Source organism: Streptomyces sp. NBC_01571, from assembly GCF_026339875.1.
GTDB lineage: Bacteria > Actinomycetota > Actinomycetes > Streptomycetales > Streptomycetaceae > Streptomyces.
The window spans coordinates 1-18864 of the sequence record NZ_JAPEPZ010000005.1; the positions used below are offsets into that span (position 1 = coordinate 1).

15 protein-coding genes and 1 pseudogene are annotated in these 18864 nt (G+C 68.8%); 4 read left to right on the top strand and 12 right to left on the bottom strand.

Annotation, left to right across the window (positions count from 1 at the left end; all coding sequences use genetic code 11):
* Positions 1 to 239 (top strand): hypothetical protein (locus OHB41_RS50190; RefSeq protein WP_266709209.1); only part of this gene is annotated, 239 nt, incomplete at its 5' end.
* A 57-nt stretch (positions 240 to 296) separates the two neighbouring features.
* Here the strand turns inward: OHB41_RS50190 and OHB41_RS50195 are convergent.
* The 3 genes from OHB41_RS50195 to ku form a co-directional block, all read right to left on the bottom strand.
* On the bottom strand, positions 297 to 1283 hold the full coding sequence (locus tag OHB41_RS50195; protein WP_266709211.1) for a DNA polymerase Y family protein: 987 nt from the start codon (positions 1281 to 1283) through the stop codon (positions 297 to 299).
* 5 nt (positions 1284 to 1288) lie between these two features.
* Positions 1289 to 4744, bottom strand: a complete 3456-nt coding sequence (locus tag OHB41_RS50200) for a DNA polymerase III subunit alpha (RefSeq protein ID WP_266709213.1) — start codon at positions 4742 to 4744, stop codon at positions 1289 to 1291.
* A gap of 242 nt (positions 4745 to 4986) precedes the next feature.
* A complete protein-coding gene (gene ku, locus OHB41_RS50205) occupies positions 4987 to 5931 on the bottom strand; it encodes a non-homologous end joining protein Ku (RefSeq protein WP_266709215.1) in 945 nt (314 codons plus the stop codon).
* 112 nt (positions 5932 to 6043) lie between these two features.
* Here ku and OHB41_RS50210 point away from each other — a divergent pair, with 112 nt between their 5' ends.
* Positions 6044 to 6934 carry an ATP-dependent DNA ligase gene (locus OHB41_RS50210; protein WP_266709217.1) on the top strand — a complete coding sequence of 297 codons (891 nt, stop codon included), beginning with the start codon at positions 6044 to 6046 and terminating at the stop codon, positions 6932 to 6934.
* A gap of 96 nt (positions 6935 to 7030) precedes the next feature.
* On the opposite strand, the gene OHB41_RS50215 is transcribed toward OHB41_RS50210, so the two are convergent.
* The 8 genes and pseudogenes from OHB41_RS50215 to OHB41_RS50250 form a co-directional block, all read right to left on the bottom strand.
* On the bottom strand, positions 7031 to 7300 hold the full coding sequence (locus OHB41_RS50215) for a hypothetical protein (RefSeq protein ID WP_266709219.1): 270 nt from the start codon (positions 7298 to 7300) through the stop codon (positions 7031 to 7033).
* Between the two features lie 979 nt (positions 7301 to 8279).
* Entirely contained in the window at positions 8280 to 8582 is a 303-nt protein-coding gene (locus OHB41_RS50220) for a CS1 type fimbrial major subunit (RefSeq protein ID WP_266709221.1), read from the bottom strand.
* Positions 8583 to 8622: 40 nt separating this feature from the next.
* Positions 8623 to 9465, bottom strand: coding sequence for an IS5 family transposase (locus tag OHB41_RS50225; protein ID WP_266709223.1), 843 nt, complete (start codon positions 9463 to 9465; stop codon positions 8623 to 8625).
* Positions 9466 to 9916: 451 nt separating this feature from the next.
* Positions 9917 to 10684, bottom strand: a complete 768-nt coding sequence (locus OHB41_RS52900; protein ID WP_526025125.1) for a TniQ family protein — start codon at positions 10682 to 10684, stop codon at positions 9917 to 9919.
* A gap of 49 nt (positions 10685 to 10733) precedes the next feature.
* Positions 10734 to 12205, bottom strand: a pseudogene (locus OHB41_RS50230) (IS3 family transposase).
* Positions 12206 to 12234: 29 nt separating this feature from the next.
* Positions 12235 to 13341, bottom strand: a complete 1107-nt coding sequence (locus tag OHB41_RS50240) for an AAA family ATPase (protein ID WP_526025126.1) — start codon at positions 13339 to 13341, stop codon at positions 12235 to 12237.
* A gap of 95 nt (positions 13342 to 13436) precedes the next feature.
* Positions 13437 to 15530, bottom strand: coding sequence for a TnsB C-terminal domain-containing protein (locus OHB41_RS50245; RefSeq protein WP_266709229.1), 2094 nt, complete (start codon positions 15528 to 15530; stop codon positions 13437 to 13439).
* Positions 15518 to 16279 carry a TnsA-like heteromeric transposase endonuclease subunit gene (locus OHB41_RS50250; protein WP_266709231.1) on the bottom strand — a complete coding sequence of 254 codons (762 nt, stop codon included), beginning with the start codon at positions 16277 to 16279 and terminating at the stop codon, positions 15518 to 15520. The genes OHB41_RS50245 and OHB41_RS50250 overlap by 13 nt, the downstream gene beginning before the upstream one ends.
* A 284-nt stretch (positions 16280 to 16563) precedes the next feature.
* On the opposite strand from OHB41_RS50250, the gene hisH reads away from it, so the two are divergent.
* Both hisH and hisF read left to right on the top strand, forming a co-directional pair.
* Positions 16564 to 17211 carry an imidazole glycerol phosphate synthase subunit HisH gene (gene hisH, locus OHB41_RS50255; protein WP_266709233.1) on the top strand — a complete coding sequence of 216 codons (648 nt, stop codon included), beginning with the start codon at positions 16564 to 16566 and terminating at the stop codon, positions 17209 to 17211.
* The gene (hisF, locus tag OHB41_RS50260) at positions 17199 to 18011 is read left to right on the top strand and encodes an imidazole glycerol phosphate synthase subunit HisF (RefSeq protein ID WP_266709235.1); all 813 of its coding nucleotides are present in this window, start codon (positions 17199 to 17201) and stop codon (positions 18009 to 18011) included. Before hisH ends, hisF begins: the two co-directional genes overlap by 13 nt.
* An 88-nt stretch (positions 18012 to 18099) precedes the next feature.
* Here the strand turns inward: hisF and OHB41_RS50265 are convergent, their stop codons facing one another.
* Positions 18100 to 18858: a HisA/HisF-related TIM barrel protein gene (locus OHB41_RS50265; RefSeq protein WP_266709237.1), complete on the bottom strand. Its 759-nt coding sequence runs from the start codon at positions 18856 to 18858 to the stop codon at positions 18100 to 18102.
* Positions 18859 to 18864: the final 6 nt, after the last annotated feature.

Here is an 18864-nt window from a genome sequence, read left to right on the forward strand (position 1 = left end):
TACGACGAGGCCACACAAACGTGGTCCGCTCACATAGGCGCGCTCAACCTGGCGGACTCGGCGTTCTGCAGACCTTGTTCGATGCCGCCCGCACCTACGGAACCGAGGTGCGCCTTGCACCGGTGCCCGTGCCGGAGTGGTGGAGGGGCTCCGTCTTCACCAGCGACTCCGAGATCGCTGCCCTGCTCCGGGCTCAGGCCGATGCAGGGCGGCCGCTGGGGCACCTTCCGCTCGCCTGACCATCTGGCCCCGTACAGCCGGGATCTGAGCCTGCCGCTTGCTCTGCACGCCAGTCGCTAGAGCGGCCGGGTAGATGACAGGGTTCCCGTACCGGGTGCGGGCCCGGTCGGCGACGGCTTCGATCGCCAGCGGCTTCTCATCGCCGCTGTCCAGCGTGAGTTGCCGGGTCGCCCTGCCGTCAGGACACAGGGATCAGCGCGCAACGCGATGCTGCGGACCCGGGCCCGCTGCAGACCTAGGGATTCGTAGACCGCGTAGGCGGTGCGGGCCAGGAGCACGGTGTGCTGGGTGGCTTCGGGCAGGGTGCGGCTACGGCGCGTGCCGGTGTGGTCGGCGTAGCGGATCGTGCAGGTCAGGCCTGCCGCGATCTGACCAGACGCGCGGAGCTGTGTGCCGAGGTCGTCGGCGAGGGCGAGCAGGGCGCCCCGGTGCTGGGCCGGGTCGAGTTCGTCGCGGGTGAAGCGGTGCTCGGTGCTGATGCTCGCCGCTGTGGGGGCCTGGTCGACGATGGTGGCGTCGTGGCCGAGGGCGCGTTCGTGGAGGGTACGGCCGGCACGGGCCCCGAGCAGCCGCTGCAGCGTGGCCGGCGGCAGGTCGGCGACGTCCCCGACTCTATGCACGCCGTAGGAGGCCAGCGTCGCGGCCACCTTGCTGCCCACGCCGGGCAGTTCCTGGACCGGGCGCGGCCGCAGGAACACGGCGACGGCGTCGGGGGAGTGGTCGATGACGGTGCGCCGGCCGGGCGGGGTGAGGTTGCAGGCCATCGCGGCGAGCATCCGGTTGGGACCGACGGCCGCAGCGCTGTGCAGACCCAGGAGCGCGAGCGCGCGCATCTGAATCAGTTCGGTCAGGCCCCGTGCGTCGCGCTTCCAGTACGGCAGGGCGCCAGTGACGTCCAAGACCGCCGTGTCCGCCTCGATGATCTGCACACGCGGTGTGATGTTCTCCAGCAGCGAGCGCACACCCTCAAGAAGCCCAGCGCCGCCATCCGTCGGGAGGACGAAGCGGAGATGCAGGACGGTCCGGTGGCCGTGGCCGCTCACGGCGATCACCCTGCACTTCCGGGGCTGCGGTGGCCGAGGCGGCGCAGGTCGGCCGAGCGGGTCCCGGCAGGCTGGAGGTCCGCGTACGGATGCAGGCGAGCCCCCGCGGTGCCGTCCTGAAGGGTGCGCTGCGGCGCGGCGGTTCCCGCCGGGGTGGGGGAGGGGTTGGTGCGGCCGAGGAGGTCGAGTGCGGCCTGCGGGCCGTGGTCGCGGCGGGCCGCGGCGACCTCTTCGAGGTTCCAGGCCATCTCACCGACCACGGTGCGACGCGGGCCGCGGGCCTCGACGGTGCCCCGCACCAGCAGCAGCCCGGAATGGAAAACGGTGTGGGCGACCTGTTCGTGGGAGTCCTCGAAGAACGCCAGGTCGATCAGGCCCGCACCGTCCTCGAGCGTCAGGAAGATGACCCGTTTGCCGGACGGGATCGGTGGGGTCTGTGTGGAGGCCCGGACACCGGCGACGAGCACCTTCTGCCCGGGGACCATCGCGCGCAGTTGCCGTGCGTCGGTCGCGCCGAGCTCGTTGAGGAGCCGGTGGTGGTGGTCCATGAGGTGGTGGGTGACGTCGATCTGGAGCGTCTCCAGCTCCGCGTCGAGCTTGTCTCGGCTGGTCATCTCCGGCAGTCCGCTCGGCTCGGCGGACACCAGTTCCCCACCGAGGGGTAGCTGACCGTCGGTGGCGGCCCGGGCGCGAGACTGCCGGTGCAGCTCGACAGCCTGCAGCAGCAGATCCCGCCGCGTGAGGCCGCCCGTGAGCCCGTCGAGTGCGCCGACACGGATCAGGTGCTGCGCGGTCGGCAGGGACGGACGGGCGCGCTGCCACAGGTCCTGCAGACCGGCATACGGCTGCCCGCCGACGAGCCGGCCGACTTCCGCTTCGCTGATGCCCTTCACGGTGCTGAACGCGAGGCGTACCCCCCAGCCGTGGTCGGTCTGTTCGGCGCTGTGCTGGGCGCGGGAGTGGTTGACGTCGACGGGCAGGATCGGCACGCCGTGGCGGCGGGCGTCGGAGACGAGGACGCGGCGCGGCCACATCCCGGGGTCGTGTTCCAGCAGTCCGGCGTACAGGAACGCTGGATACCGGGCTTTCAGGAAGGCGCTCTGGAGTGCGGGAACGGCGAAGGCGACGGCGTGGGCGCGGCAGAAGCCGTACGCGCCGAACTGGGAGACGGTCTCCCACACCTCATCCAGCACCGTGGTGCTGTACCCGCGCTCGCCCGCGGTGCGCCTGAACCAGGCTTCGACCTTCGGCATCCGTTCGGGGTTCGCGAGGGCGCGGCGGGCGACGTCGCCTGCGGCCCGGTCGCAGCCAGTCATCTTGGACAGGATCGCGATGATCTGCTCGTGCCAGATCACCACGCCGTAGGTGTCGTTGAGGATCGGCTCCAGGTCTGGGTGCGGGTAGTGGGGCTCGGCGCCGTGCCGGGCTGCGATGAACAGGGCGGGCATGCCCCCGGACACCGGCCCGGGCCGGAACAGGGAGATGTCGGCGATCACGTCATCCATGTGGCGTGGCTGCAGTCTTCCCACCAGGTCTTGTTGACCAGGGGACTCGAGTTGGAACAGGCCCACGGTGTCGGAGGCCTGGATGAGTTCGAACGCCAGGCGGTCGTTGAGGTCGACGTGGTCGGGGTTGTCGAGATCGAGTTGCTGGCCGGTGGTGCGGTGGATCTCCGTGACTGCATGGGCCATCGCGCTCTGCATCCGGACGCCCAGGACATCCAGTTTCAGGAGGCCGAAGCCCTCCAGTTCGATGTCGTCCTTGTCGGCCTGCACCATCAGGTAGCCGGCTGGCGTCGGCTGTACTGGGAGCCGGTCCAGGAGCGAACTGTTCGACAGGATCACCCCGCACGGGTGCATCGCGTAGCCGCGGGGCAGCGCGTCCAGGCCCTCGGCGAGTTCCCACAGCGGGCCGAACTGATCTGCTCGGGCAGCGAGTTGCCGCAGTTCCGGCAGCTCCGCCAGGGCGGAGCGGATATCGCGGGCCCGGATGTGCGGAAAGCTCTTCGCGACCTCGTTCACGACCTGGGGCGGCAGGCCTAGGGCGAGCCCGGTGTCCCGCAGGGCGTGCCGGGCCCGGTAGGTCTCGGGCATGCCGGTGACCGCGGTCCGCTCCGGCCCGAACCGGTCGATGATCGCGTCATACACCTCCAGGCGCCGCGCGGACTCCACATCCAGATCGATGTCCGGCAGCGACGTCCGGCGCTCGCTGAGGAACCGTTCGAACAACAGCCGGTACCGCAGCGGATTGGCTGTGGCGACGAACAGTGCGTGGTTGACCATCGAGCCGGCCCCGGAGCCGCGCGCAGCCACCCGGATCCCCAGGGCCCGGGTGTCGGCCACCACCTGTGCGACGGCCAGGAAGTACGGCTCGAAGCCGAGGCGGCCGATGACGTCGAGTTCGTAGTCGAGCTGCCGCACTGCAGGCTCGTCCCTGTCGAGGCCGCGGGCGACCATCCCGGCCTCACAGCGCTGCCGCAGCAGCCGCATTGCCGAATCCCGCTCACTGCCGGCGCCGACGACGGAGGGCTCGGGGAAGTGCGGTCTGCCCAGGCCGAGGTCGGCCGGAGTCAGGGCACAGGACTGCCCCGTGGTCTCTGTTTCGGCCAGCAGCCGGGCGGCGCCTGACCGGCCGGTACCGGCGGCCTCCGCGACACGCTCGGCGGCCGCGGCCATGGCAGTCGGGTCCTTCATCCACCGCTCGCCGCCGTCCAGGTGCCGGCGGTCTACGGGCCGCAGCAGCCGCGCCGCATCGAGCACATCGGCCAGCCGGTGCTGCGTGGGGTCGGCGTAGCGGACCGCGTTCGTCAGCACCGCGCGCACGCCCAGCTCACCGGCCAGGCCCACCGTGCGCGCGGCCAGCCGCAGCGACCCCGGACCCGTCCCCTGCAGGCCCAGATACACCGCCTCCAGCCGCAGTCTCTCGTCAGCCAGTTCCCGCCACGGTGCGAGCAGCTGCTCGGCCACGTCGGGACGGCCCGCGGACAGAGCCCGCACCGGTTCGGAGGAAGGGCCGAGCAGTACCACCAGGTCGCGGTCGGCGTACTCACGCAGCACCGGCCACGACACGACCGGCAGACCGCCGTCAGCCTCGGCGTGCGCGGCGGACACCAGACGGCACAGCCGCGCCCACCCCGCCAGATTCTGCGCGAGCAGCGTGACCCGCAGCAGCGGCTCCACGACATGCGCGCCGCCCCGTACCGGTGTGCGCGCACGGGCGGTCTGCGGGGCGGGCGTACGGAGTGGGGCGACGGCGACGTCGACACCGAAGACGGGCCGGATACCGGCGGCCGCGGCGGCCTTGGCGAAGCGCACAGTCCCGGCGACCGTGTCGCGGTCGGTCAGCGCGAGCGTCGTCATCCCACGCTCGACCGCACGCTGGACCAGGACGTGAGGGAGGGCGGCGCCGTAGCGGGCGGAGTAGCCGGACGCGACGTGCAGATGAGTAAATCCACAGCTCACGCACCTCCTGCATCTCGCCAGCCCCCTCCCTTCCAGGTTCGCACCATAACTCGAAATCGCACAAGCGTGCGAATGGGTGATTCGGTCATCCCGCCACACTGGTTGCCTCCCCCGAGGCGGGACAGGCCCTGAATTCAGCCTCGGACCGCACCCCTATGACACGCATCACAGGCTGCTGATACGCGTTCGGTCAGAGGTCCTCGAAGCTGTGCCGGCCGCTGGGCACCGGCCGGGGGGGCGGGTCAGGCGCCGCGGCGCCGGGCCAGCTTCTTCGTGGCCGCGGTCTTCTTCGCAGCCCTCTTGGCGGGGGCCTTCTTCGCGGTCTTCGTAGCCGCGGTCTTCTTCTTCGGCTTCGGCTTGGACTCGGGCATCTCGTGGATCTCGGCGTCCCCGCTGTCGTCGCCGCGCGCGGCCTGCGCCTTACGGACGCTCTCCTGCAGGGCCGCCATCAGGTCCAGCACCTGCCCGCCCTGCTCCTCGTCTCCCGTGCGGGGCTCCGGCGGCCGCCGGCCCTCGGCTTTCGCCTCGATGACTGCTTCAAGGGCCTCGCGGTAGGTGTCCCGGTAGCCGGAGATGTCGTCCGTCGTCATCGAGTCGATCAGTTGCACGGCCTCGTCGATCTCCGAGTCCGTGACCTCGGGCTCCTTGGGGGCGAGCTCGGCGGGGTCGCGGATCTCGTCGTCCCACTTCAGCACGTGCGCGACCAGAACCCCGTCCCGCACCCGCAACAGCACCAGCCGTTCCCGCCCGTGCCACGCCAGCTTCGCGACGGCCACCTTCGTATTGCGGGCCAACGCCTTCGCGATCAAGGCATACGGTTTCGCCGCGACCTGACCGTCGCCTTGCAGGAAGTAGCTGTCCCCGCTGAGCCGGACCGGGTCGATCGAGGCAGCCGGCACGAACGCGACGATCTCGATGGCCTTCGGGGTCGGGAGCGGCATCTCCTCCAGTTCCGCGTCCGTGACCGCGACCAGCGTGTCCTTGGCGACCTCGAAGCCCTTGCCGATCTCGCCCGCGGACACCTCCCGGTCCTCCGCCTCGCAGTACTTGCGCACCCGCACCCGGCCCATGTCCTCGGTATGGACCTGGTGGAAGTGGACCGAACGATCGTCGGTGGCACTGACCAGCTTCACGGGGATGGTCACCAGCCCGAAGCTGATGGCACCGCTCCACAAGGGTCGGGGCATGACGGACCTCCATGACAGCCCCGAGCCCCCACCAGCGTAGGAGCCGGGCCCCGAGTCTGCTTCCCGAAGCGCCCAGCGAGCAGCACGGCTGCGGCCGTCGCAGGCTGGACGGGTGGACTGGCCCGTCTCCGTTGCCCTCGCACAGCCTGTTCCGGCACTGCCGACCGGAACGGGGTGGGTCTTCGAGATGAAGGTCGACGGCCACCGCACGCTCATGTGGCGGACCGATGGAGGAGTGCGGCTGCAGGCCCGCTCAGGACGTGACGTCACCGCGGTGTGGGGCGACCTCGCCCTCGCCGGCCTGCCGCTCCCGACCGGGACCGTCCTCGATGGGGAGGCCGTCATCGCCACCGAAGACGGCCGGATCAGCTTCGAAGCCGCACAGGCCCGGGCCGCATCCTCACCATCCCGAGCCCGCCTCCTGGCCAGCCGGCGCCCCGCGCACTACATCGTCTGGGACGCCCTGCAGCTGCCCCCGCCCTTCGGAGACGTTCGTGCGCGTCCGTACCGCGAACGGCGCGCAGCCCTCCTCGATGTTCTGTCCGGACTGCCCGCCAACTCGCCGATCCAGGCCGTGTCCGCCACCAGCGACCGGCACACGGCGCTCACCTGGTACAACACCCTCCAGGACCAGGGTGTCGAGGGGCTCGTCGCGAAACACGCCGCCTCCCCATACCGCGCCGGCCGCAGCGGCGCGTGGCAGAAGATCCGACACGCGGAAACCATCGACGCCCACGTCGTCGGCTACACCGGACCAGCCACACGGCCCCGCACCCTGGCCGTCCGACTCCCCGACGGACGCACCGCACTGACCCAGAGACTCACCACGCCGCTCGCCGCGCGGATCGGCCCGCTCCTGGCCGCCGTCGGGCCAGGACCGACGGGGCACAGCAGCGCCGGGCAGCCCTACACCGCCGTTCCCCACGGAATAGCTGTCGTCGAAATCGCGGCGGGAACCACCCGGCACGCCGTCGTGACCGCGACCCGACTCCGCGGCCGGTGAACCAGCGCGTCGACACGTGGGGCGTGAGGATCCGAACGCAATGGTGCCGGTGGCCACCCGGCCACCGGCACCACTACGAGAACCGTGAAGCGCCTCTCAACACCTGCTGGAGAGGGCCGAACAGGTCACCGAGGGACCGACGTTGGCCGGACCGGGCGGGCTCGCCTGGCTGACCACCAGGGCGATCCCCACCAGGACCCCCACAGCCGTGACGATGCCAACGCCTGCTGCGATCGCCTTGCCGAGGTCGCCCCTGGGCGGAATGGCGGTGCTGCCCTTCTTTGAGTGGAGGTACACGGCGACCGCCGCGCCCCCGCTGAGGACAAGGATGAGGAGAATGCTGAGGGTGACGGTGAGCGTGATCATCAGAAGCCCGGTGTCTCCGCAATTTCGATACCGCCGATGCCGGGCGCTCCGGGCCGCGGACTGTTTTCCCTGGTCGTGGGGTCTGTCGTAGGCATCCTGTAGCTTCAATGACAGTCAAGGGTTCCTCCTACTGCGAGTACAAGGGTGTCGGGGGACTTGAGACGCACAGAGAGCCCTGGGATGCGGCAGCCGCCAAGCAAAGTCCGCGTTTCCAGGGCTCTTTGACGTGCATCGATGAGTCCTGACGCATACGACGCTACCGGCAGGGTCCGACAACGGGCCGTCGGTGCCGGGTACGACACCGCCGAGGACCGCCCATGCCCGGGACGGCACCGGAAAACAGGTGGGCATCAGCGCTGCCATCGCGCCGCGCGGAGGGACGACGGGGCCGTGCGCGGCTGTTCAGAGCACAGGCCTGCCTCACCCCATTTCACTCCCGGCCGGGGGCCTTCCAGGGACGTGGCGCGCGGGAGATGGTCCGGCATCCGCGCCGAGCGGAACGGACCTGGCAGCCACGCACACGGCGTTGGCCGCCAGGGTGACCAGGTAAGCAGCCTGCGGACCTGCTGGCTTTGTACACGAGTAGCGACGTCGTTTTGGCGCGACCTTGGGAGTCGCACGCTCGCGCGAATAGGCGGTGTTCACGAGAAGGGGAGGCACCTCGCGGCACTCCCGTCGGCCTGGTGGAGGGTACGCGTCGGTTGGGCCGCGCTCCGGCGTCAGCGCGCCCCGCCGTGCTTCGGTGTCTTGGTGGCCCGGGGGCTCTTGGTGGCGACTGCGCTGCACCCGACGGCAGGGTTGTTCAGACCAGCCCTGCACATCCCACGGCGTCGGCACTGCTTCACATACGGTGCCGACGCCGTGGCATCCCGCCCGGTTCGGGCAGGGCCCCGCAGTTGCGAGGGCGTGGTTGTTGTTGCCGGGCCTGACCAGGCAGGCAAAACCTCCGCAGCCTCACAAGTGATTCGGTCTGGGCTTACTAGGCGCGGGGCACAGCGTCGAAGATCACGGTCATATCGGCCGTGTAGAGCCCGTTTTGGGTGTCGAGCGGGCGTGCGACGACGATCGTCATGTCGGCTTGGGTTCCGGAAGTGGAAGTCGCCTCGTCCACGACCTCTTGAGAGAGTGCGGTCAGCGTCACGCCATTGAACTGGTTGGTCAACTCGATAGAGGGGCCGTCGGCTGCCTGCGCGGCTCCGGAGACGGACAGAGCGGCCGCCGCCAGAGCAAGGGCACAAAGGGTGTGTGTGGGTGTCTTCATGGCCTGGTTAACGATCTTCATGTTCTCGCGTCACTAAGAGGTCGCGCGGATAGGCGTGCGGTCACGGCCGGCGGTTCGGGCGTTCGTCCCAGCGGTGTGTTGTCCATGCCCGTCGAATCAGGCTACGCACGGTGATGATGGTGTCGGCGAGGTCGAAGAATGCGTCGATGACAGTGGCGCGCCGCTCGTAGCAGCGGGCGAGCCGGTAGAAGGCGTTCTGCCAGGCATGGGTGCGTTCGACGTGCCAGCGCCTGCTGGCCTGGATGGGCGCCTTCTCCCCCTTGTGTGCGATGCGGCCGTGCAGGCCGCGTTCGCTGAGCAGCTCGCGGGTCTTGTCCGAGTCGTAGCCGGCGTCCAGGTGCACGGTGATGTCGTCGGGTAACGGCCCCAGGTCGTCCAGGCGGTCCAGGGTCGGGGCGAGCAACGGGGAGTCGTGGCGGTTGGCGCCGGCCAGGACACGGCCCAGGGGAATGCCGTACCCGTCCGTCATGCCTGAGCGTTTCAGGCCCTGTTTGCCGCGGTCGACTGGTGAGCGACCGGCTGCCTCGCCGCCTCCGGGCGCCTTGGTGATGGAGCCGTCCACGGCGATCTGGTCGAGGACGAGGCCGACGATCCGGTCGTAGGAGTCCAGCGCGATCTTCTTGAGCTGGGCGAACACGCCGAGTTGTATCCACTCGTCGCGGCGGGTGCGGATCGTGGTGGCCGAGCAGGCCGTGTCGGCGATCGCCTCGTAGGAGCAGCCGAAGCGCAGCAGTTGCAGCATCTTGTCGAAGATGATCCGGTCACTGATGCGCCGCCGATGGCAGCCGAGTGGATGGTCCGGATGGAACTCCGGCCGCTTGGGCAGCAGAGCCACGAATTGGTCCCAGAGCGGTTCGGTGAGCCATGATGGCAGCGCGGGCACAGGTCTCCTCAGTGGTCACAGAGCGTCGCAACTCCATGATCATCGGGACCTGTGCCCGTTCTGTTGTCGGGGTCCCCAACCGCGCCTATCCGCGCGACCTCTAAGCCCGGCATGCCGCAGAAGTTCCTCGCCCCGGTACGAGCCGCCCAACGGCCGTGCCGGGCCGTGTCATCAGTCGAGGCACTCGACCCGACGGAGCTTCAGCGCCTACGCCGCCGTCGCCCCGTGCATCGACCAAGCATGGTGGCTCCCGAACTCATCGACATTGATCAAGAGACGGGGCCGCCAAGTGACTCCCGAAGCCGTTGACCCGTCTCAGCGAAGATTGATCCGATCTCACCGAAGCTGCGCTGATCCATCTTCGTCTCAGCGAAGGTTCACGCTTCAGCGGTTTGTCTCAGCGAATCTGCATCGACTGTGCCGGTGAGAATGATCGGTGCAGGATGATCCGCTACTCGGGCGGCATCGCCTTGCGCTGGCGGTATGCCTTCTGGCGGCAGCGGTGCGAGCAGGTCAGGCCACCCTTCTTGACTGACTCCTCGGACAACGGACGCCTGCAAGCCGCGCAGATGCCCGGAGTGCGGGGCCGAGCGGTGGCCCGGCGAGTCAGCAGTGGCTCTTGGGCTGGCTGACGAGCCGCGAGAGCTGTCTGCCGACAGGCAGGCGAACACATCTGGCGAAGCTGCCCATACTGGGCCTCCATCAACTTGCCGCAGACACGGCAAGGCGTCGGCTCAGGTGCCGGCTGACGGGCTCGATAGGCAATCTGGCGACAGGCCGGTGAACAGGTGCGGCGACGTTGTCCGAACTGGATCTTCATCAGGTTGCCGCAGACGCGGCAAGGCACCGGTTCGGGTGGAGTGGAACGCGGGAGTCTCCTGCGGTAGACCTTCGTTCGGCAAGCTGCGGAGCACGTCTTCGGGCGAACGCCGCGAAGTGAGTTGGCCAATATGGAGGCACCGCATTCCGCGCATGACACCGTCTCAAGAGTGTGTCGCAGTTGGTCGGCATCACGGTCAGTGACAGTCGCTAAGCGGTCCCAGCTCGGGGCCCCGCGGTGTAGTGGCGGTTCACAAAGAAACTTCCGCAGGTAGGCAGGCGGAAGCTGGTTTGCCTGGGCCAGCCGCGTGATGAAGGACCGGACCCCTTCCCCGGCCCTTGGGCGGGTCTGGAAGGGAAGGCGGGCGATCGGTGGAGTGCTGCGGGCGGATGGTGTCACTGTTCGTCGTTGCGGAACCTGTCAAAGCGATCAAGGCAGGTAGATCGTTTTAACGCTGTGCTGGGATCAGTGGGCCGTCTGGTGCCGGCTGGTTGATCCAGGCCGCTGCGGGGAGCTTGGGGGGCTCGGGTGGTTTGCGGACGAAGCGTTCGGGGTGCTTCGCGTAGACCGCCTGGAGGACGTCGGCACGCATCTCGCGGAGCTGCTCGGCGAGACCGAAGTGCACGTCGTAGGGCGTGTGCAGGCCGATTCCGGAGTGCCGATGCTCCTCGTTGTACCAGGTGAAGAAGTGGGTGCACCACGCCCGGGCGTCCTCGAGGGATCCGAAACGCTCGGGAAAGTCGTGCCGGTATTTCAGGGTCTTGTACTGGCTCTCGCTGTACGGGTTGTCGTTCGACGTCTTCGGCCGCGAATGCGACTTGGTGACGCCGAGACCGGCCATCATCTGGGCAACGTTCTGCGCGACCATCGGGGACCCGCGGTCCGAGTGGATCGTCAACTGTCCTGGTTCGATACCGTACTTGGCGATCGACTCGGACAGGAACCGCTCCGCGAGGTCCTTGTTCTCGTGCGCGGCGATCATCCAGCCGACCGTGTAGCGGCTGAAGATGTCGATGATCGTGTAGAGGCAGTAGTAGACGCCCTTGACCGGCCCCTTCAGCTTCGTGATGTCCCAGCTCCAGACCCGGTTCGGGCCCTCGGCGACCAGCTCGGGAACGGTCCGGGGTGGGTGGACGGCCTGGCGGCGGCGTTCACGGACCTCGCCGTGCCGTCGCAGGAGCCGGTACATCGTCGACTCCGAGCACAGGTAGACACCCCGGTCCAGGAGCACCGCGTAGATCTCGGCGGGCGCCATGTCGGCGAACTCCGGGCAATGGAGCACATCGAGGACCCGTATCTCCTCCTCGGGCGCGAGAGCGCGGGGGTGTCGGCGCCGTTCTGGCCGCGGCTTGGCCGGGGCGGGGCTTCGGCGGTGTCGGCGGTAGTAGGTGGCACGGCTCACGCCGAGCGCGGCGCATGCCTGGACGCGTCCGACCAGCCCGGTGAGCTCTTCAAGAGCCTGGTTGCGGGCGGTGTTGAACGCCACGGCCGCGAACTGGGCCCCGGTCACCGGTTCTTCTCGCCGTTCCTGTTCGGGGCGCTGTCCGTGGCGAACTGGTCGAGCAGCGCGGAGAGTTTTCCCTGGACCTCGATGACGGTGCGGGCCTTCGCGAGGTCGGCTTCCAGGCGGGCCTTCTCCGCCTTCAGCTTCGCGATCTCCTTGTCCCTCGGGTCCGCCTTCGGCCGTCCGGCCGACGCGGCGAGCGCGTCCCGGGCGCCCTTGTCCCGTTGCTGCCGCCACGTCGTGATCAACGACGAGTACAGACCCTCCCGCCGCAGCAGAGCGCCCTTGTCCTTCTTGTCCAACGTCTCGTACTCCGCGAGGATTCTCGCCTTGTACTCCGCGGTATACCGGCGCGGACCGGTCGAACGGGCTTCTACCTGCGGATCAGGGGTCCCGTGGTCATTCGTGCTGGCCACCCGGGCACTACTCCTTCTCCGCCCTCGACTCAATGAATCATCCAGTATGCCTGACTCGATCTACTTTGACAGAGAGGGTTGGGTGCAGATCCTTTGAGGGGCCGCCCCACGTCGCTGGCCTGCTGCGCTGAAGAAACGGCCTGCTCGTGGACCTTGGAACCCTGATTGGATCTGCACCCTTCGTCGTTCGTGGCCGAGGGGCCTCCCGGGCGCTTGCGGCGGGAGGCGATGTCCAGATCGACGGCCAGCAGACCGGCTTTGGTGATCTTTTCGGTGCCGGTGAGGATGGCGTCGACGGCGGCTCCGCGAAGCTGGTGGGACAGGGTGCCGATCATGCCGTCGGTGCGGGTGTGGAGGAATCGGTCCAGGCGCGTGATAGTGCCGCGTTTGTGCTGGTGCAGTAGCAGGTTGGCTTCCATCTGGGCGACCAGCCCTTTCCATTCCGCGTTGTAGGGGAAAGGATGGGTGGCGACCGAGGTGAAACGGGCGGCGATCTGGTCGCCGCGGGTGCCGGTCAGCAGGCTGCTGTTCTCGATGTCGATGCCCGCGTAGGCGAAGGTCGCGGGGATGCGCTCGGAGAAGTACTTGAGCGTGTCGGACGCTTCGGCTCCCGTGCGGGTGTCCAGGGAGATGTTGTGGATCTCGTCGACCAGGACGAGGCCGCTGCGGGCCTTGGTGCAGACGCCGACCACGGATTCGATGAGGTCGGTGATGTTGGAGCTTCGCAGGACCGGGAGGCCGAGGAAGCGGGCGAACTCGGCTGCGATCATGCGGGGTGTCGCGGCGGGCGGGACGGTGATGTAGATGACCGGTATGCGTTCGTCCTGGCCGGGGTGACGGCGGCGGTCCTGGAGTTCGTGGGCCAGACCGAGCTGGGTCAGGGAGATCGTCTTGCCGGTGTTGGCCGGCCCGGTGACAATCAGGCCTCGGCGGGCGCTGATCGCGCCACGGTTGAGGATGACCAGGCGGCGGCCGCAGGTGACGGTGTGCCGGACGGTGGAGGTGGCGACCACTTGCAGGCGGGCGTGGTGGTCAAGGCGATCCTCGTCGTAGGTGTTCTTCTCGTCTTTGGCCAGTGCGTCGGATTCAGCCTCATGAACCAGCGCGGCGTACTCAGCCTCGCCGAGCATGACCATCGGCTTGCCGACAGAGGCCGCGACGAACGCGCGCCAGCCGGGCAGGACCGTCAGGTAGCGGCCGAAGTCGTCCGGCCGGTCGGCCAGCGGGGTGTTCACGGGCGTCTCCAGGGGTCCTCAAGCGGGTCGAAGAGCCCGAGCGGGATCACCTCGGCCATCGGTTCTTCGTCTTCCTGCTGTTCTTCCGCAACGGGCTCGCCCGCGGTCTCCTGGGACGGCTCGGGCTGCGGAGAGATCACGGCCGGAGCCGTGGCTCTGGTCCGAGCGGTCACCTGCCGGTCCCGCTTGGAGGGCTTGTTCTTCTTGCTCTTCTTTCCCTCAGCGACTTGGGTAGGGCCGGCATGTGCGCGGGTCAGCAAGGCGGCCACGGCCTCGGCGAGTTCTTCCTCGGTGGCCTTGGGCAGCTGGTGGCTGACGTGGTCCCAGGCGAGGTCTCCGAAGGGGACAGGTGCCCGGTTCAAGTATTTCCAGGTCGCCTGGACCCATCCGCCGTCTCCGCGGTGGTTGCGTACCCAGACCCGGGAGACGTCGTAGGGGTCGCGGTGGACCTCCCAAAGACCCCGCTTGGCGGTGACGCCTGAATGGTGGCGCCGCATCGGCCCGAGTTCCGGGGCGTCGTAGGTGCGGTTGTTGATCCGGATGCCGTAGGCGTTGACGGCCCGCCAGGCCGCGGGCAGGAGCTCGATGTAGTCCTGGCCGCTGAGGGCGACCGGGACGTAGCCGCAGGACTCGATCAGCGCGGCGTACTTCTGGTTCGGCGTGAACAGCCGGCCAGGATGGTCGGGGTCGCGTAGTCCTTCGTGGGGGCGGTTCAACCACCTTGCGACGACCCACTCATCGAGCAGTTCCTGCAATTCGGGCAGTGACCACAGATTTTCCTTCTCCGGGTGCCGGCCGCGGTGGTCGGTGTTGCGGCCGGTGTGGCCGGGGAGGAACTGCGCGAACATCGTGGCGACCGAGCCCAGCATTTTCTCGATGTGGCCCTTCTCGAAGGGCGCGCCTTTGTGGGTCGGCTGGAAGTCGATCTCCAGGAACCGGCAGGAGGCTCGGAAGTTGCGTGAGATGAACGCCTTCCCGTGATCGCAGACGATCATTTCCGGGACGATCACCGGCTTGGCGGCCGCGTGTTTGAGGCGCTCGTCCAGGGTCAGCAGCCGCCGGTGCGGCAGAACGGAGCGGGACATCTTGAGCGCGTCCACCCAGCCCGGGCGCATCAGTTCCGGAGTAACAGTCCTGGCCAGCAACACGCTGGCGTCAACCGACTTCGTCGACGGCCGGAGAACGACCGCTGTCGGGGTCCGGGTCGCGACGTCGATCATCGCCGTGAGTTCGACCTTGCCGACGACCCCGTTGTCGAGGCGGACCATCACATCGAGCGGGGTGGAGTCGATCTGCATGACCTCGCCCGGGGCGCTGACGGTCAGTTCCCCGAACGGGACAGCCGCCGTGTGGGCCTTCGACCGGCGTGTGACGGCCGAGCCCGTTGCGTGGGTGCCCGCCGTCAGTTTCTCCACCAACCGGTAGAGCGTGGCCCGGGACGGCCACGTAACCGCATGTCCTTCCTGGGTCTGCTCTAGGATCTCCTTCGTCCTCCAGATCAGGTAGGACGCGGTCCGGGTGGAGGAGTCGACGCCTTCCTTGATGGCCTGACGCATCGCGTCCACCACCTCGGGGTCCACCGTCCCGAACTCCGGCCGCTTGCGGGCCGCGCGGCCATCAGCCAGCCCCGCAACCCCATCCTTCAGATAGCGGCGACGCAGCCGGGCGACCGTGCTGGCCGTCACCGGGTGCCCAGCCCTCGAAAGCTCCGAGGCCTTGGCCTTCTCCCGCCCGGTCAGCGACGTGCCCGGCCCGTACTCCTCGCGCGGTTCCGTCCCGGGCTCCGCGTCCGGCGGCAGTCCGTGCACCACTTCCAGGATGTGGCTCTCCCACCACAGTGCCTGTGTGACCGCTGCCGCCGGGAGCGCCTCCAGAACGGAAGAGGCCGGCAGCGGCATCCGCTCCGGACGGAACAAGACCTCGAAGTCCTCCGCCTCGAACAGCTCGATCAAGGCCACCACCCGGTGCGGATCCCCGGCATCCTCCAGGACCACGGCCTGGGCGGTCACCTCAAGAACCCCCCGGACCTGCCCATCGAATCGGACTCTCTCACCGACCACCAGAGTCGGCGGACGCGTCAACCGGCCCATCGCTGCCGCCCCTTCGCCCAGACCAGACTCCCGGTCTCCAACAGCCCTCCCGACAGATCCGCCTTCAACTTCCCCGACCACAGCAGGTGGAACAGCACCGGCAGAACCTGGATCCGGTCGCCGACCCGTCCGCTGCCCTCCCATAAGCCCCTCGGCTCGCTGAACACCTCCAGAAGGCGCTCAGCCACAGCCTCCGGCCGACCGGAGCGTGCCCGGCGATACCGCGACAGCCACCGGACGTTGGCCATGAACACCGGATCAGGACGGCCGGCCCACTCGAACTCCCAGCCCACGGCCTCACAAGCACGCTCGGTCGCTGCGAAGGCCTCCCGTGTCCGATCATCCATGTCGTCCTCGGCACGAACGTCCACGACCCGGGCCCGCCCCGCAGCCAGCCGGACGAAGTAGTCCGGAGCGTGACGACGCCGTCCCCGGCCGTCGTCCCAGTGCAGCCAGAAAGGCTGCGACGATATCGCCGTCACCTGCGGATCGCAGTCGAGCAGGATCAACCGGTCTCGCTCCAGCCACGACTCATACCCCACGTGATCCCGCACGGTCACCGAGTAGTACCAGCCGGCGAAGCCCGGCGTTTCCTTGCCCCAACGGAACGGCCGGACAGGTTCGGCCACCTCGAACGGAACCTGCCAACTCGCTCCCAGAGGGAGCCTGCGGCGCTCTCCATCGCTGAGAAAGTCCAGCTCAAACGCTGCTAACGCCTCATCGCCGTACGCACGCGACAGCGCTTCCACCGCACCCCCAGCCCCGAAGGCCGAGCAGGCGCTCAACCTTCAGTGAGACTAACGAGCCCCCATTCACCTTCGCTGAGAATCACGGAATCTTCGTTGAGACAGGTCAGCCGTCGATAAACGACTCCGCTTCTTGCGTGCAGAGCCAGACCTGCAGTGTCCGGTGATCGGGACAGGCCGCCACTGAGTGCCGTGCGTCGATAAACTCACAGTGACCTTCGCCGCGTTCGATGCGGCCGGCTACTTCAACCAGGGCACCCACGGGCAGCCCTTAGATTGAGGCGTTCATGCAGGACTACGACCGACCTGCGGTCGGCGTGATCGACTACCGCACCGGCAACAGCCAGAGCGTGGGGTACGCGCTCAACTTTCTCGGCGTACCGAACCGTCTGCTCACCTCACCTGACGATCTCGACGGCATCGACCGGGTCATCCTGCCGGGTGTCGGATCGGCCGGCACCACCATGGAGTACCTGTCCGAAGCCGGATGGCCCGATGCGCTCCGCGAGCGGGTCGTGGACGGCGATATGCCCTTCCTGGGCATCTGCGTCGGCCTCCAGGTCCTCTTCGAGGCCAGCGAGGAACAGGACGCGAGGTGCCTGGGATGGATTCCCGGCACTGTGAAGGCCTTCGACGGTGAACAGGTCCGGGTGCCGCAGATGGGCTGGAACCAGGTACACCGGGCCTCGGACCACCCGTTCCTCGCAGCGTTGCCCAGCGCGGGCCACTTCTACTTCGTGAACAGCTACTACGCCGACCCCGACGACCCGGCCGACACGGCGGCGACAACTGAGTACGGGGTGCCCTTCACCTCCGCCGTGGCCCGGGGCAACATCATGGCCACCCAGTTCCACACCGAGAAGTCCGGTCCTCTCGGGCTGGACCTGCTCGAGCGGTTCTCCAACACGCCGCAGGAGGAACTGTGCCCGCGCTGACCACCAGTACCCTGACGGCCCGTCTGATCGCCTGCTTCGACGTCGTCGAGGGCCGGGTGACGAAGGCCCGCCGCTTCGAGGACAACATCGACGTCGGCGACGCGGCCGCGATCGCCGCCGCGATGTACGCGGACGGCATCGACGAGATCATTTTCTACGACATCCTCGCCAGTGCTCAGCGCCGCCAGGCTGACCTGGTGACGATCCGTGCCGTGGCGGAGCAGGTGTTCGTGCCGCTGACGGTGGGCGGTGGGATCCGTTCCCTTGAGGACATGCACGCTGTGCTGGCAGCTGGGGCGGAGAAGATCAGCCTCGACTCGATGGCGGTCCGTGATCCGCAGATCATCACCCAGGGTTCGGTCGAGTTCGGCCGCCAGTGCATCGTGCAGTCGATGCAGGTCAAGCGTGTCCCCGCTACGGAGCTGATTCCCAGCGGGTACGAGGTGTTCATCGACGGCGCCCGCGTGGCGACCGGGATGGACGCGATCGCGTGGGCGCGCCGCGGCGAGGAACTGGGCGCGGGCGAGATCTGCGTGAACAGCATCGACCAGGACGGCACCCACCAGGGATACGACCTGGTGATCACCCGCGCGATCGCGGATGCCGTCAACCTGCCGGTGATCGCTTCCGGCGGTGCCGGGTCGGCGGAACATGCGGCGGCGGCATTCACGGAGGCGGGCGCCTCCGCGGCGATCGTCAGCTCGCTGCTGTACTCGCCACGGATGGAGCGCACGCTGCCGGTCGCGGAGATCAAGGCGGAACTCGCCAAGCGTTTCGGGCTGCCGGTCCGTCAGCTGTAGCGGCGTCCCGGACCGACGCATGGGGGCCGGCCGCATGATGCGGCCGGCCCCAGTCGTACACACGAGGCGCGTAACGAGCGCTCGGCGGTCAGGGATGCGGCGTCACGGGCGGTGTCCGGTGGTGATGGCCGGTGGTGTCGGGCAGGCCGCGCGGAGCGGTGAGGTAGGCGCGGCCGACGACGGCTCCCCAGCCGAGATGCCACAGCCGCTGCAGGTCCGGCCAGCAGGCCAGGCCGCCCGCGTACCACAGGTCGGCGTGCGGGTGGCGTGCCGCGAGACGGTCGAGGGCGGCCCAGGGGGGTGGTGTGCGGCGGGTGGCGGCGCCGGCGTCGGTGACCAAGATGGGGTGTTCACTGCTGGTGGCGGTGATGAGTGCGTCCAGTGTGTCGTCCAGGGGCAGGCCGGTGGGACGGGTGAAGCCGTCGGTGACGACGCGGCCGTCCAGGGCGTCGACGGACAGCATCAGCCGGCCGGCGGGGGCGAGGGCGGCGAAGTCGGGCCAGTTGGCGGGCTGGAGAAGACCAGCGGGGAACAGGCCGGTGGAGCCGATCAGGGCGCCGGCCGCACCGGCTTCCAGGAGGCGGGGGATCGCCGGGTCGCCGGGCGTGAGCCGCCCGCCGACCCACAGGCGTCCGGGGTGGCGCCGGACGGCGGTCTCCAGCAGCGCGGTACTGGTGCTGGTGCCGGTGGAGCGGTCGAGGTCGATGACAGCGGCGGGCACACCGTCGCCGAGCACGTCGGCGATCAGGCTGCCTGGCGGCAGGCCGGGGTGGGAGGCGACCGTACCGTGCTGGACGTCGATGTTGACCCGCCACCGGCGGGCGGGTGCGGGGGAAGGGGCGGGCATCGGGGT

Coding starts and splice junctions, on each gene's coding strand:
- OHB41_RS50215 (WP_266709219.1), bottom strand. CDS start 7,300: ATGATCACGCTCACCGTCACCCTCAGCATTCTCCTCATCCTTGTCCTC.
- hisH (WP_266709233.1), top strand. CDS start 16,564: ATGCAGGACTACGACCGACCTGCGGTCGGCGTGATCGACTACCGCACC.
- ku (WP_266709215.1), bottom strand. CDS start 5,931: ATGCCCCGACCCTTGTGGAGCGGTGCCATCAGCTTCGGGCTGGTGACC.
- OHB41_RS50240 (WP_526025126.1), bottom strand. CDS start 13,341: ATGGTCATGCTCGGCGAGGCTGAGTACGCCGCGCTGGTTCATGAGGCT.
- OHB41_RS50265 (WP_266709237.1), bottom strand. CDS start 18,858: ATGCCCGCCCCTTCCCCCGCACCCGCCCGCCGGTGGCGGGTCAACATC.
- OHB41_RS50220 (WP_266709221.1), bottom strand. CDS start 8,582: ATGAAGATCGTTAACCAGGCCATGAAGACACCCACACACACCCTTTGT.
- OHB41_RS50245 (WP_266709229.1), bottom strand. CDS start 15,530: ATGGGCCGGTTGACGCGTCCGCCGACTCTGGTGGTCGGTGAGAGAGTC.